Origin of the sequence: Ureibacillus galli (assembly GCF_014836845.1) — a bacterium.
GTDB lineage: Bacteria > Bacillota > Bacilli > Bacillales_A > Planococcaceae > Ureibacillus > Ureibacillus galli.
On the sequence record NZ_JACSQA010000039.1, the window covers coordinates 1 to 14,907 of the forward strand.

Sequence of the window (14,907 nt, forward strand, 5' to 3'; positions counted from 1 at the left end):
GCACGCCGCCAGCGTTCGTCCTGAGCCAGGATCAAACTCTCCATAAAAGAAAATTTGATAAAGCTCAAATTTTTGCTAGCATCATATTGATGTCCAAAATTTTTTTCAACAATTAAGTTGAAACTGTATTCATTAACGTTTTGTTGTTCAGTTTTCAAAGTTCATAATTATCGTGTCGTTTTGCAGCGACTTCTCTATAATAACATTTCACCAAATCTCTGTCAACAACTTTTTTTGAAAAAGTTATATTTGAAATAATGTTTGTGTTATTAATTTATCAACTCGCCTCAGCGACGTTTATAATAATACAACGAGTTTAATAGTTAAGTCAACACTTTTTCTCAAAAAATTTTCGAGGTGTTCATTTTAACACCCCGAAATGGCTAGTATTGCTTATTCTAATGGATTTTCTTCTTATATACTTTACTTTTCAGCATTATATTGTGAAATAACAAAATCACGATCTACTTTATAGTGACGGTGATAAATTGAATCACTCTTTGATTCTTTTGGCTCCACGATAATATATCCCTTATCTATTAAAAACTCAACAAATACTTCTAAGTCTTTAGAGTAATATCTTAAATCATGATGATTATGTAATTCTTGTATTGTCCAAGCATCCTTTAAAAGCATTGTTTCTAAAATATGTTGTGCCCCATCATCGGTTTTGGAGTTAATGAGAAATTCAATCGCTAAAAATAATAGTTCTAATCGCTTTTCTAAACTTTCCGTACTCATGACTAGTTCTTCATAAAGTTTGTAAATCGAAGGTTCTATTTTTTTCACTTGGGACCAAACTGTTACTTCCGGATATAATCCGTTATCTATAACAGACAGTCGGGCTAAATGATGTAATGAATCAACAACATGATGATAAGAATCGAAATAGTTTCCTCTATTAAAAAATTCTTTTCCTTCTAAATAACGTCTAATCAATTTAGAAAATTGAATCCCTGTTTTTATTTTACGGCCGAAAAACGGAAACTCCTGTAGCTTTAATCTTAAATTACAAAGATATTCATTACGATCAAATATTACTTTCCCGTGGAAAATCCAATCCACAATTCGTCTGTCTAAACCAACATTTAATCTTTTATTTAATAACTCTTCTGTAATCACATGCATCGCCATTTTTTGATCTTCATGTAAGTAATGTTTTGTAAAAATAGGCATTTCCGCTTCTTTTACAATAATTAATAATACGGTATCAAACGTATCGGTAATACTCATTATCTCTTCACGTTTTGTGACTAGAATGACCCCTAATGTTTCAGGTTGACTAGCACGTTCTTGGTAGATCGGGCGCAATATGTGCTCCATAATAATCCTCCTAAATTACGATTACGTTATTTTGTTTCGACATCTTCAAGTAGAATCCTTCTTTTTAAAGAAAATAGAATTGGTGATATTTTTCCTTTAAATAATGTTTTTCTATCCGCAAATAAAAAGGTACTATGTTATAGTAGAATCTAGATTGGGAGGCTAAAGAAATATGGCAAAAAAATATAAAAATAAAATAAATAAAATTCGCTCATTTGCCTTAGCACTTATTTTCATAGGATTCGTTATTATGTACGGGGCGATCTTCTTCCGCGAAAATCAAATTTTAGTTTTAATTTTCATGACTTTAGGTTTACTATGCATTATCGGCAGTACAGTAGTATATGGCTGGATTGGTCTACTTTCAACACGGGCTGTACAAGTTGTTTGTCCAAATTGTAATAGACATACAAAAGTATTAGGACGTGTAGATATGTGTATGTACTGTAATGAGCCATTAACACTTGACCCTTCATTAGAAGGAAAAGATTTTGACGAATCTTATAATAGAGGAAAAAAATAAAATGAGGTCGGCTCCTAAATGAGTCGACCTTTTTTCTATTCAATTATACAGTGTAATTCGTTTGTTCAAAAGCAGCACTTTCCAAAAGTAATTACAATGTAAAATAAAAAACCTAGCAACGCATCGCTAGGTTTTGCTCATTACAAAACTTGTTTCCCATCATTTTCAAGACAATCTTGACATGTACCATATAATTCTAGGCGGTGTGAGTGAACTTTATAACCCGTTACATGCGATGCAAATTGCTCCACTTCATTTAAGCCCGGATAATGGAAATCAACAATCTTACCACAACATTCACAAATCATGTGATAATGATCGTTTGTAACAAAATCAAATCGACTCGCTGCATCTCCATAAGTTAGTTCCTTCACTAAACCTGCTTCTCGGAATACACGTAAATTATTGTAAACCGTTGCAACACTCATATTGGGAAACTTACCTTCTAGAGCTTTATATATTTCATCTGCAGTTGGATGTGTCATTGATTCGATTAAATATTCCAAAATAGCATGACGTTGCGGAGTAATTCTTACACCAGTTGTCTTTAACGTGTCTAGTGCATCTTTCAAATGCAATTCAGACATCGTCATGCACCTCTTTTCATACATAATTCTTAATTTATAATAGTTATCATTAGTGTAACCAAATCGTTGTAAATAGTCAACAATTCCTTATTGGTAACGGTTACTCCATTGCCTATTTTATCAAAAATTGAATAAAAATCACCGTTAATTATCATAAATATATAATTCTTCTGTAAAAAGGAACTTTATGAATGTTCTCACTTTATGGATAATATTCTCAATAACCTCTCAAAATATCCATTTGATTCTCAATATCAGTGTCACCTTTTAACCATTTCTCCAAACTTGGCTTAAAAATTTCTAGACTTCTTTCTAGGTAACGGGACGAATGGCTAGAACAATGAGGCGAAATGGTCACGTTATCTAATTCCCATAGTTTATTGTCATATGGTAGTGGCTCTACTTCAAATACATCCAGAACCGCATGATATATTAGTTTTTCTTCTAGGGCACGAATTAATACATCCGTTTCCACCAAATTTCCTCGTCCAAAGTTGATAAAAATGGCATTTTCGCGCATTAGTTGAAAATGTTCATACTTTATCATATGTGTCGTTTCTTCCGTACTCGGTAAAATCGAAATGACAATATCAGCTTTGGGCAACTGTTGTGCTAAATCTGAAATCCGATGTGTCTCATTCATAAATGGTGCATCTTCACCACTTCGATTCAACCCAATTGTATATACTTCAAAGGCTTGAAGAAGTCTACCAATTTCTGCACCAATCGCACCTGGACCAATAATTAAAGCAGTACTTCCATTTAATTCAGTTGGATTCCCTTTTTTATCCCAAATCTTATTTCGTTGATTGTTATAAATATAAGGTAAAGAACGTTTAAGTGATAAAATATGAGCGATAATCGATTCTGCCATTGGCTTTTTATGAATTCCACGCACATTTGAAACGATAATCTTTCGATCGGCGATTGCCTTTCTTGGCATTTTCTCAATTCCAGCTGAAGCAACGAAAATCCATTTTAAATTCCTGGCAATTTTAATTTGTTCATCATTCAAATCTTCACCATAAGTCACAAGAACATCTGCCTCTGCTAATACTTCATTCTCGATTCGACTATGAAAAGTAAATTCAACTTTAGGGAAATGTTCGATTAACTGCTGTTGTAAATCCGGTCTTGAGTTAAATGTAAAATATACTTTCATTATTTTCTTTCCCCTTCACGCAAATAAGTTAAAACTTCCTCTATATGATTTTTCACTTTTACTTTACGCCATTCCTTTTCTACAATACCCTCTTCATTAATAAGAAAAGTAGAACGTTCAATCCCCATAAATTCTTTACCATACATTTTCTTTAATACCCAAACTCCATATTTTTCACACACTTCATGATCTTCATCAACTAACAATGAAAAGGGCAACCCATATTTTTCAATGAATTTTGTATGTTTCTTTGCATCATCTGCGCTTATACCTAAAATAACAGCATTTAAATCGGAAAATGCCTCGTGTTGATCGCGGAAATCACACGCTTCAGTAGTACAGCCTGGTGTCATATCTTTCGGATAAAAATAAAGAATCACCTTTTTTCCTCTATAATCACTTAAAGTTATTTTTTCTTCTTTTTCATTTAATAAAGTAAAATTTGGTGCTTCCATATTTAATAAAGTTTCCATAAATATTCCTCCCCTTTATTTATATCGTACCGAACAAACATTGGAGTTTCAAATTCTTTGGCATTCAAATGGGAATAGGTCTACAATAAGATGTGTAAATTATGAGGAGGCATTAGAAAATGAATCATACGAAATCTGAACAAATTCACGAAGAAGCATTACAACATATCGTTGGTGGCGTTAATAGTCCATCACGTTCTTATAAAGCGGTAGGCGGCGGTTCACCGGTTGTCATGGCAAGAGGTAAAGGAGCATACTTTTGGGATGTAGACGGTAACCGTTATATCGATTACTTAGCTGCTTATGGTCCGATTATTACAGGATTTGGTCATCCACATATCGCAAAAGCAATCACTCTTGCTGCAGAAACAGGTGTGTTATTTGGAACACCAACAGAACATGAAGTGAAATTTGCCAAAATGTTAAAAGAGGCGATTCCTTCATTGGATAAAGTTCGCTTTACTAATTCAGGTACGGAAGCCGTTATGACAACGGTTCGCGTAGCACGAGCATATACAGGACGTACGAAAATCATTAAATTTGCTGGATGTTATCATGGACATTTCGACCAAGTATTAGTTGCTGCCGGATCTGGTCCAGCTACTTTAGGATCCCCGGATTCAGCAGGTGTACCTGTAGCCGTTGCAACTGAGGTAATTACTGTTCCTTTCAATAATAAAGAACAATTCCAACTAGCAATGGATAAATGGGGCGATGAAGTTGCAGCAATTTTAATCGAACCAATCGTAGGGAATTTCGGTATCGTCGAACCAAACAAAGGATTTTTAGAATACGTTCATACTGTGGCGAAGGAAAAAGGAGCTTTAACGATTCACGATGAAGTTATTACAGCATTTCGTTTCCATTACGGAGCTGCCCAAGACTTACTAGGTTTGACTCCAGATTTAACAGCAATGGGTAAAATTATCGGTGGTGGTCTTCCAATCGGCGCTTATGGTGGTCGTAAGGAAATTATGGAAACCGTTGCTCCTCTTGGACCTGCATACCAAGCTGGAACAATGGCTGGAAATCCAGCGTCTATGCTTGCAGGAATTGCATGTCTGGAAGTATTGAAACAACCTGGTGTGTATGAAGAAATGGATCGACTTGGTGCAATGTTGGAAAAAGGGATTTTACAATCAGCTGAAAAACATGGTATTACAATTACAGTTAACCGATTAAAAGGTGCTTTAACCGTTTACTTTACAAATGAAAAAGTTGAAAACTACGAACAAGCTGAAAACTCCGATGGTGAGCTGTTTGGTCGTTTCTTTAAACTAATGCTTTCAAAAGGTGTTAATTTAGCTCCATCTAAATATGAAGCTTGGTTCTTAACGACAGAACATACAGAGCAAGACATTATGGAAACAATTGAAGCTGTTGATTATGCTTTTTCACAATTGAAATAAGCGAAAACCATGTGAAGTTGATTCAATCATAATGATCTTTCACGAAACCAGTTGACCAAAGGGAAAAAATTAGGTAAAGTAATGTGATTTCAAACATAAGTTTCTTGAAAGAGAGGATATATTTTTTAATGCAAGTAGGTGCCCGTGTTTTAAAAACAGGTTTTGCAATTGTATTCGCCCTTTTTTTAGCGGAATTACTGAACTTACCTTCTCCTGTTTTTGCTGGGATTGCAGCCATTTTTGCAATCCAACCTTCGATTTATCGATCTTATTTAACAATTATTGAACAACTTCAAGGGAATTTCATCGGCGCAACGATAGCTGTACTGTTTGGTTTAATTTTTGGCCATCACACAGTAACAATCGGACTCGCCGCAATTATTGTGATTGCCATCATGCTAAAGTTCAAATTAAACAGCTCGATGTCCCTTGCCTTAGTAACGGTAGTTGCAATCATGGTTTATGAAGGAGAAGACTTTTTAGAATTTGGTATTATACGGTTTATAACTGTAATGGTCGGTGTTTTTGCCGCGTTTCTAGTGAATCTCGTCTTCATCCCACCCCGCTATGAAATTAAATTATTTAAAATGATTGATTCATTGCAGGACGATATTATTCGTTGGACTCGTTTAGCTGCTAGACAAGCATCTGAACATACTTCAACCAAAATCGCTCTCAATAAATTCCATAGTCGTTTAACAGATATAGAAAAAATGTACGACTTCTATAAAGAAGAGCGCCATTACTCTAAGAAAAAACGCTTTATACAAGCACGAAAACTTGTTATGTATCGACAAATGATCATCACGACGAAAAAAAGTTTAGAGCTTTTACATCGATTAAATAAACATGAAAATGAAATAGCAAATTTACCCGTTCCGTTTCGTACGATGATTCAAGAACGTTTGGATTTTCTTCTCACTTTCCACGAACAATTATTATTAAAATTTACTGGTAAGTTAAAACCTGAGCATTCAAAGTGGGTTGATGAAGAGGATGATAAACATGCGGACGTAATGGAACATCTCATCCAACAAATTTCCTTTGAGCAAAATCGCGAAGGTGAAGAAGAGTTTTCAAGTTATCACTTGTTTTACATCTTCTCCAGACTTCTTGACTATGAGGAGAACTTAGAACATTTAGATACTTTAATTGTTTCTTTCCGAAGCTATCATAGTACGGAAAAGAATACAGATTTAGAACAAGATTTCTACTAAAAAACTACCCGTAAGGTGACATCCAATCTATTTCAAGATAGATTGGTGTTACCCTTTAGGTAGTTTTTTATTTACTGAAGTTTCTCCAAATCTACTAATTGAATAAATCCCCGCTCATATTTAATAACTCCTTCCTTTTTCCACTTGCTTAAATAAGTCGTAACCTTTTGACGACTACAGCCAATCATAAAAGAAATTTCTTCATGGGTTAAAGGAATGTTAATCGTTAAAATATTATTTTCTACTTTTGCTAGCTTCTTTAATAGCCACCCGAGTCGTTCAGGAACCGTCATTTTAGAATGAACATAGACAAACTCCTGGGCTTCTGTTAATCGTTTCCCTAAAGAATAAAATAAACTTCGTTCCATTTCTGATAATTTATTCAGATGCTGTATGAAAATCTCCATCGGTAAACTAAATAATTCAACATCCGTCATCGCAACAGCATATTGACTATGCTCTATCCGATTATTTAATCGATCCAGAAATCCAAACATTTCTCCCGATCGAATTAAGGAAATGGTAACCGGATGTCCATCGTCCCCATCTATCGCAATTTTAACAGTCCCTTCATTTAAAAAATAGACATTAGTTGCTTCTTCTCCAGCTTGATAAATGATTTGACCTTTTCTCGCGTAAATTTTCTTACCAAGTTGTTCAATTAACTTCAAAGAACGTTCTAATTGCATCGTTTCCCACTCCCTTATCGTTATATTATATAAATTATTCTGAAATTTTGTAACAAAAGTGACAGAAAGAAGCGAATACAACACATAAAATGTTAATAAATTAAAACTTAGTATTTTAATATGTTTTATAGGAATGGAGGGATTATTTTGTCAGATGGGCATATTATTTTAAAAAATGTTCATAAAGAATATCAAAGTAATGAGCATGCTCCAACAATTGCGTTAGATGACGTTTCATTAACGATAAAAAAAGGCGAGTTTATTTCCTTATTAGGACCTTCTGGTTGTGGAAAATCCACCCTTTTAAATATTATTGCTGGCCTTGAAGATCATTCTTCTGGCACATTTCTTGTCAATGATAAACCAATCAAAGGACCTGGTAACGACCGAATTGTTGTCTTTCAAGAATCCGGTTTATTTCCTTGGATGACTGTTCTTGAAAATGTTATGTACGGTCTACTGATTAAAAAAATACCGAAGGAAGAAGCGAAGGAGCGGGCAATGACTTGGTTACAAAAAGTACACCTTGGAAAGTTCGCCCATTCCATGCCCCATCAATTATCCGGTGGGATGAAGCAACGGGTTGCCATTGCCCGTGCCCTTGTAATGGATCCGGAAATTCTTTTAATGGATGAACCATTCGCTGCTTTAGATGAACAAACCCGTATGGTTTTACATAAAGAACTTGAAACGTTGTGGAGGGAAACTGGAAAGACGATTCTATTTGTCACTCATAATATTCGCGAAGCCGTTGTATTATCGGACCGTATTGTTTTAATGAAGACGCGTCCCGGTGGTATTAAAAATGTTTTTCCTGTACAGGCGTCCCGGCCGCGCAAATCTTCAGACAGCATTTTAATACACTTAGAGAATCGTATATTAACTGAACTAGAGCAGGAAATGGAAAAAGTGCTGAAGGAGGAATTAGGTAGTGACTACTCTCTTGAGAAGGATCGTCTTCGTGTTGATCCTCATAACAATATGGGAAGCGATATCTAAATTTGATATCTTCCCAGCCTTTATGTGGCCCCCTCTAATTATTCCGAATGATCCTGGTGGTGTCACAATATTAAAAACATTAGTAAACGGATTAATGACTGGACAATTAATTGAAGCAACAAGTGCTTCCCTTGTGCGATTATTTGTCGGCTTCTTTATTGCAGTCGTCATCGGATTAATCCTTGGATACTTAATTTATAAGTACAAAGTGATAGACGATACACTCGGTTTCTTTGTCACTAGTCTGCAAGCTATCCCAAATATTGTTTGGATGCCTTTAGCCATTCTTTGGTTCGGTTTAGGGGTTGGCTCTGTTATATTTATCGTTATTTTAGGAGCGGCATTATCCATTATTATTACGTCAAGTGCCGCCTTTAAAAGTGTCCCTCCTCTACTGATTCGAGTAGCGAAAACAATGGGGTCAGACGGTTTCCATTTATTCCGTACCGTTATTTTTAAAGCAACAGTTCCCCAGTTAATATCTGGTTTACGTTTAGCATGGGCACTCGCTTGGCGAGCAGTTTTATCAGGGGAATTACTAGGAGGAAGCGGTGGTCTCGGAACACTTTTAGATCTCGGACGCTCTATTCAAGCGATGGATTTAATCTTTAGTATTATTATTATCATCGGTGTCATTGGATCGTTTATCGATAACTTTATTTTTGTACGTATTGAACGTTATGCATTAAGAAAATGGGGTATGCAAACAGTTTAGGAGATGAAAAAATGAAAAAGAAGCATTTTTTATTTTTAACAATGATGACCCTGATGACTTTCATACTTGCGGCATGTAGCCATAGTGAAGCTTCTTCCAACGGAGAACAGGATCAAGCATCCACTATACGAATCGGTTACTTTCCGAATATGACCCATATCGCAACGATTGTGGCACTGGAAAAAGGCTATTTCGAACAACAATTAGGAGAAGAGATTACCATTTCTACAAATACTTTCAACGATGGTACTGCATTTATGGAGGCTATGTCGACTAATGCCATTGATATCGGTACAGTCGGTCCAACACCTGCATTAAATACCTATACGAGACATCCCCAACATGAAATTATTGCTGGTGCTGTCAATGCCGGGGCAGTACTTGTCGTACGAGGCGATTCAAATATTACTAGTGTAGAAGATTTGGCAGGTAAAACGGTGGCAGTACCTGCTTACGGTAGTACACAGGACATTGGGTTAATGAAATCCCTTAAAGAGGTAGGTTTAAAAGTAAAATTAAGCGGTGGAAATGTCAATTCCATTAAACTAGCTTCTGCTGATACAGCATCCTTAATGTTAAGAGGAGACATTGATGCTGCAGCAGCACAAGAACCGTGGGGGGTTAACATTGAAACGAACGGAAAAGCAAAACTTTTACTAGATGAAAAGGAATTTGCTTGGGGTAGCGAATCAACGAATACGGTTGTAGCAGCACGTAAAGAATTTACTTTAAACAATCCGGAGCTGACGAAAAAAATATTAAAAGCGCATCTACAAGCCATTGATTTTATTAAAGAAAATCCTGAAGAAGCGATTCAGTTATTCCTTGACCATGTAAAAAAAATTACTGGCAAAGATCTTTCAAAGGACGAAGTGACAAAAGCATTTGGTCGTCTAACTCCTACATCGGAACTAAATGAAAAGATTATTAAAGAAATGGCGACCATTTCAAAAGAAGCAGGTTATATTACAACAGATAATATTGACGGCTTATTAAACCTTAGTTTTTTACAGGAAGTTTCAAACGAATAATTCGTTTCTAAAGAAACTTTAGCTGTTTAAACTATCACCTATACTCGTCTCTTTTTAATAGGCGTATTATACTGTATAAGTAAGTAAAGCTAGGTTGAATGAATACCTAGCTTTTTCTAAATATGATTTGAAAGGTGTTTCATGATGAAAATACATAACTCCATTCTCGAATTAATAGGAAATACACCAATTGTAAAATTAAATGCATTACCTGATTCGAACGGTGCGAAAGTTTATATGAAATTAGAATCTTTTAATCCTGGTGGAAGTGTAAAAGATCGAGCTGCTTTTAATATGATTGAACAAGCAGAAAAAGAAGGTAAACTAATTCCAGGGGTAAGCACGGTAATTGAACCAACTAGTGGGAATACAGGGATTGGTCTTGCTATGGTATGTGCGGTAAAAGGTTACCGTTGCATCATTACGATGCCTGACAATGCTACAAAAGAACGGGTACAATTAATGAGAGCATTTGGCGCCGAAGTCCATTTAACGCCTGCCAGCTTACGTATGCAAGGATCTATTGATGAAGCAGTACGTATTGCTGAGAGTATTCCAAATAGTTTTATCCCATTGCAATTTGATAACAAAGCAAACGCTGACGCTCATCGGCATACAACTGCTGTTGAAATTTTAAATGCCTTTGACAATAAATTAGACGTTCTTGTATTGACAGCAGGAACGGGTGGAACCGTAACTGGAACCGGGGAAGAATTGAAAAAGGTTATACCGGATTTAAAAATATATGTCGTAGAACCAGCAGGCTCTCCAGTATTAGCTGGTGGTAATCCAGGACCCCATAAAATTCCTGGAACTGGCCCAGGATTTATACCGAAAATATTAAACCAAACAATTTATGATGAGATTCTGCATATAGAAGATCTTGCTGCCCAAACTACTGCAAGACGTCTTGGTTCGGAAGAAGGGATTCTAGTAGGTGCTTCTGGTGCTGCTTCCGCTTATTTCGCATTGGAAATCGCCAAACAGCTTCCTCAAAATGCAAACGTATTATGTTTAGCGCCAGATACAGGAGAACGGTATTTATCATCCGATTTATTTCCATACTAAAAGGGAGAGCTCTCCGCTCCCCCTTTTCCTTTAATTTTTCATTTTAGGGTCCAATGCATCTCGCAACCCATCCCCCATTAAGTTAAACCCAAGAACTGTTAACATAATTGCTAACCCAGGGAATATCATCGTCCATGGCGCAGTCATAAGATGGACCCGCGCATCCGATAACATTTTCCCCCATTCAGGTTGGGGCGCTTCTGCACCTAACCCAAGGAAACTTAATGCGGCTGCTTCAATAATAGCCGTTGCAATAGCTAACGTGCCTTGCACAATAACAGGCGATAAGGAATTCGGTAATATGTGCCTCCATAATATTCGGGAGTCTTTCATTCCAATTGCCTTTGCAGCTACAATATATTCTTCTTCCTTAACACTTAAAACCTTAGAACGAATCAATCTTCCGAAGTTCGGTATATTAATAATCGCTATCGCAATAAGTGCATTTTGTAAAGAAGGACCTAAAATCGATACAATCGCAATGGCTAATAGTATGCTAGGGAAAGCTAACATAATATCAAAAATCCTTGAAATAATCGTATCAATCCAACGGCCATAATAGCCAGAGATAATTCCAAGAAAACTCCCTACAACTGCTGATAAAATAACAGACAGAAATCCGACAGCTAATGAAATTCTAGCTCCATAAACGACCCTTGAAAAAATGTCTCTTCCAAAATCGTCTGTACCAAACCAATATTCACTGGATGGGGGTGCTAGTCTTAAGCTGGAATCTTGTAGTTTTTGTTCATTTATTCCTTCCGGTGCAATCAATGGACCAAATACAGCTAAAAGGATGAAAAATACAACAATGGCTGTTCCAACAAGGGCGGCTTTACTTTTTCGAAAGCTTCGCCACGCCTCTTTCCATGGTCCAACTACTTTTTCTTCTTTCGTCGATAAATCGACTGAATTCGAGACCAGTTCAGGCATCATTCCCTCTCCCTTCTAGTTATATTTAATCCTTGAATCGATGACCGTATATAAAATATCAACAATCAAGTTAATAATGACAAACATAAAGGCAACGATTAAAATACCCGATTGAATGACTGTATAGTCACGATAACCTATCGCCTCGTAAATATAACGGCCGATTCCTGGCCAACTGAATATCGTTTCCGTTAAAATCGCTCCGCCTAATAACAAGCCCGTTTGTAAACCAATAACCGTTAAAATCGGAATAAGGGCATTTTTTAATGCGTGCTTATAAATCACTTTCACCATTTTTTGTCCTTTCGCACGAGCTGTACGAATATAATCTGAACGCATGACTTCCAACATCGAAGAGCGGGTCATTCTGGCAATAATGGCCATTGGAATTGTTGCAAGGGCAAACCCTGGTAGTATTAAATGTTGAATCGTTACCCAAAATTGATCAAACCGTCCTTGTATAAGCGTGTCGATTAAATAAAAATGGGTAATTGCCTCTACAGGCGCTCGAACTTCCTCTCTACCTGAAGTAGGTAACCAGTTTAATTCAAGGCTAAACACCCATTGTTCCATTAAACCAAGCCAGAAAATCGGTACAGAAACACCGATTAAAGCAATGACCATTGCAATATAGTCAAACCAAGAATTTTGGAACCAAGCCGAAATAATTCCCGCATTCATTCCAATAACGATGGCTAAAATCATTGCGAAAAAGGCTAACTCCATCGTTGCAGCTAAATATGGCCAAATTTCACTAGTAATCGGCTGGCTTGTCCGAAGGGATTCACCTAAATCTCCAGTTAGTAGCCCTTTTAAATAATCAAAGTATTGAATGTACCAAGGCTGATCGAGACCTAATTTATCCCTTAAAGCATGGATCGCTTCCTCTGTTGCTTGCTGACCTAAAATGACTTGAGCAGGATCTCCTGGTATTGCACGAATAATTAAAAACACAATAAATGTCATTCCTAATAACACAGGTATTAAATGAAGAATCCGTTTGCCTATGTAGTGAAGCATATCTTCACCTCTTTCGTTAGAATGCATGAATGAAAGAATGGGAGGTAATAATACCCCCCATTTTTTAAATGTCAATTCGTCTGTTACTTATTCAAAGAAACAAGTTTGTAATAGACACTTATTGAATCGATACATTAATTAAACTTTCAGATCCAGTTGGATGAGGGAAATAATCTGTAACACCTTTTTTCGCAGCAAGTAATGGCGTCGAATGGGCTAACGGAACCCATGGTGCATCTTCATGAATAATAGCTTGTGCTTGTTTATATAGTTCATTACGCTTTTCTTCATTCGTTTCTGATTGGGCAGAAATTAATAATTCATGAACTTCTTCATTCGAATAATACGTATAGTTATTACTTCCAATCGTATCTTTATCTAACAATGTATAAAGGAAGTTGTCCGCATCACCGTTATCTCCAGTCCATCCTAATAAGAAGGCATCGGCTTCACCATTTTTCGCCTTTTCTAAATACGTTGCCCATTCAAAAGTTACAATTTTAGATGGAATACCAACGTCTGCTAAATTTTTCTGAATGGCTTCAGCAACTTTTTGTCCGTCCGGCATATATGGTCGTGGAACTGGCATTGCCCAAAGCTCAATTTCTTCACCGTCATAACCTGCTTCAGCTAATAATTCTTTTGCTTTTTCAGGATCATAAGGATATCCTTCAATTTCCTCGTTATAACCACTAATCGAAGAAGGCATTGGATTTACCGCTACTTCAGCACGTCCTTGGAAGAAAGCATCCACAATCGCTTGTTTATCAATCGCATAGTTAACAGCTTGTCTAACTAGCGCATTGTCGAAAGGTTTTCTTGTAGTTGTTAATCCTAAGTAACCAATATTCATCGATGGGCGTTCGATTAATTGTAGTTCAGCATTCGATTCTACAGTTGCTGCATCCGACGGGTTAATACCATCCGCTAAATCGATTTCTCCAGTTGTTAATGCATTTAAACGGGCAGAGTTATCTGGAATGGAACGGAAAATAATTTTATCTAATTTCGGTAAATCTTCCTGCCAGTAATCTTCATTTTTCTCAACTGTAATCGAATCGTTACGCTTCCATTCTACAAATTTAAATGGACCAGTTCCGACAGGATTATCTCCAAAGGCATCACCTGCGGATTCAAAGGCAGTCGGTGATGCGATACCAAATGGACTCATCGCAATATTTTTTAAGAATGGTGCTTGTGGGCGAGAAAGGGTAAAGACAACCGTGTAATCATCAACAGCTTCTACACTTTTAATAATATCTTCCCCTTCAGATTTAAACATAGAATGGAAATAATAGAACTTTTCTTCAGCTCCACCCTTCCAACGTTCAACGTTTTTCACCACTGCTTCAGCATTAAAATCTGTTCCGTCGTGGAATTTAACGCCTTCTTGTAGGTGGAATGTATAGGTTAGACCATCTTCACTTACTTCCCATTCCTTCGCTAAACCTGGATTTACTGTCGTATCTTGTTCACCAAAGTTTAGTAAAGTCTCAAAAATATTTTCTGTTACTTTAAAAGACTCACCATCTGTTACAATGGCTGGATCTAATGAGACAGAGTCGCCACCACGACCGAATACTAAAGTTTGAGGTACTGCTTCTTCTGTATCTCCGCTTGTGTCTGTGTCTGCTGGTTCTTCTGAAGCACCTTCTTCCCCGCTACATGCAGCTAGTACTACTAAAAGAACTAGTAATAAAAATAGTTTTAGAGACCAAAACTTTCCTGTTTTCATAGTTACCCTCCCAATTTCTTTGT

Annotated in this window: 15 protein-coding genes; 7 read left to right on the top strand and 8 right to left on the bottom strand. The window is 36.5% G+C overall.

All coding sequences use genetic code 11. The features are described 5' to 3' along the window. Positions 1-423: 423 nt before the first annotated feature. The gene (locus H9636_RS17275) at positions 424-1,323 is read right to left on the bottom strand and encodes a nucleotidyltransferase-like protein (protein ID WP_191708813.1); all 900 of its coding nucleotides are present in this window, start codon (positions 1,321-1,323) and stop codon (positions 424-426) included. A gap of 172 nt (positions 1,324-1,495) precedes the next feature. Between H9636_RS17275 and H9636_RS17280 the strand changes: the two genes are divergently transcribed. After that, positions 1,496-1,846, top strand: coding sequence for a YgzB family protein (locus H9636_RS17280; RefSeq protein ID WP_122971966.1), 351 nt, complete (start codon positions 1,496-1,498; stop codon positions 1,844-1,846). Between the two features lie 140 nt (positions 1,847-1,986). Here the strand turns inward: H9636_RS17280 and perR are convergent, their stop codons facing one another. From perR to bcp, 3 genes are all read right to left on the bottom strand, one after another. Continuing rightward, entirely contained in the window at positions 1,987-2,433 is a 447-nt protein-coding gene (gene perR / locus H9636_RS17285; protein ID WP_122971965.1) for a peroxide-responsive transcriptional repressor PerR, read from the bottom strand. A gap of 217 nt (positions 2,434-2,650) precedes the next feature. After that, positions 2,651-3,595: a D-2-hydroxyacid dehydrogenase gene (locus H9636_RS17290; RefSeq protein ID WP_191708814.1), complete on the bottom strand. Its 945-nt coding sequence runs from the start codon at positions 3,593-3,595 to the stop codon at positions 2,651-2,653. Beyond that, on the bottom strand, positions 3,595-4,068 hold the full coding sequence (gene bcp / locus H9636_RS17295; RefSeq protein WP_191708815.1) for a thioredoxin-dependent thiol peroxidase: 474 nt from the start codon (positions 4,066-4,068) through the stop codon (positions 3,595-3,597). Before bcp ends, H9636_RS17290 begins: the two co-directional genes overlap by 1 nt. A gap of 119 nt (positions 4,069-4,187) precedes the next feature. Here bcp and H9636_RS17300 point away from each other — a divergent pair, with 119 nt between their 5' ends. Together H9636_RS17300 and H9636_RS17305 are read left to right on the top strand one after the other, a co-directional pair. Then, entirely contained in the window at positions 4,188-5,477 is a 1,290-nt protein-coding gene (locus tag H9636_RS17300) for a glutamate-1-semialdehyde 2,1-aminomutase (RefSeq protein WP_191708816.1), read from the top strand. Positions 5,478-5,605: 128 nt separating this feature from the next. Next, positions 5,606-6,694 (top strand): FUSC family protein, encoded by a 1,089-nt coding sequence (locus tag H9636_RS17305; RefSeq protein ID WP_191708817.1) that lies wholly within the window; start codon positions 5,606-5,608, stop codon positions 6,692-6,694. A 71-nt stretch (positions 6,695-6,765) separates the two neighbouring features. On the opposite strand, the gene H9636_RS17310 is transcribed toward H9636_RS17305, so the two are convergent. Beyond that, positions 6,766-7,383 (bottom strand): Crp/Fnr family transcriptional regulator, encoded by a 618-nt coding sequence (locus H9636_RS17310; protein WP_191708818.1) that lies wholly within the window; start codon positions 7,381-7,383, stop codon positions 6,766-6,768. Positions 7,384-7,503: 120 nt separating this feature from the next. Between H9636_RS17310 and H9636_RS17315 the strand changes: the two genes are divergently transcribed. The 4 genes from H9636_RS17315 to cysK all read left to right on the top strand — a co-directional run bounded on the left by H9636_RS17315 (position 7,504) and on the right by cysK (position 11,196). Further along, positions 7,504-8,382: an ABC transporter ATP-binding protein gene (locus H9636_RS17315; protein WP_191708819.1), complete on the top strand. Its 879-nt coding sequence runs from the start codon at positions 7,504-7,506 to the stop codon at positions 8,380-8,382. Then, positions 8,348-9,097: an ABC transporter permease gene (locus tag H9636_RS17320; RefSeq protein WP_225230316.1), complete on the top strand. Its 750-nt coding sequence runs from the start codon at positions 8,348-8,350 to the stop codon at positions 9,095-9,097. The genes H9636_RS17315 and H9636_RS17320 overlap by 35 nt, the downstream gene beginning before the upstream one ends. A gap of 11 nt (positions 9,098-9,108) precedes the next feature. After that, positions 9,109-10,128: an ABC transporter substrate-binding protein gene (locus H9636_RS17325; RefSeq protein ID WP_191708820.1), complete on the top strand. Its 1,020-nt coding sequence runs from the start codon at positions 9,109-9,111 to the stop codon at positions 10,126-10,128. Between the two features lie 144 nt (positions 10,129-10,272). Then, positions 10,273-11,196 (top strand): cysteine synthase A, encoded by a 924-nt coding sequence (gene cysK, locus H9636_RS17330; RefSeq protein ID WP_191708821.1) that lies wholly within the window; start codon positions 10,273-10,275, stop codon positions 11,194-11,196. Positions 11,197-11,226: 30 nt separating this feature from the next. On the opposite strand, the gene nikC is transcribed toward cysK, so the two are convergent. The 3 genes from nikC to H9636_RS17345 all read right to left on the bottom strand — a co-directional run bounded on the left by nikC (position 11,227) and on the right by H9636_RS17345 (position 14,884). Beyond that, on the bottom strand, positions 11,227-12,129 hold the full coding sequence (gene nikC, locus H9636_RS17335) for a nickel transporter permease (RefSeq protein ID WP_191708822.1): 903 nt from the start codon (positions 12,127-12,129) through the stop codon (positions 11,227-11,229). 15 nt (positions 12,130-12,144) lie between these two features. Beyond that, positions 12,145-13,149, bottom strand: coding sequence for an ABC transporter permease (locus tag H9636_RS17340; protein ID WP_191708823.1), 1,005 nt, complete (start codon positions 13,147-13,149; stop codon positions 12,145-12,147). 118 nt (positions 13,150-13,267) lie between these two features. Beyond that, a complete protein-coding gene (locus tag H9636_RS17345) occupies positions 13,268-14,884 on the bottom strand; it encodes an ABC transporter substrate-binding protein (protein WP_191708824.1) in 1,617 nt (538 codons plus the stop codon). Between the last annotated feature and the right edge of the window lie 23 nt (positions 14,885-14,907).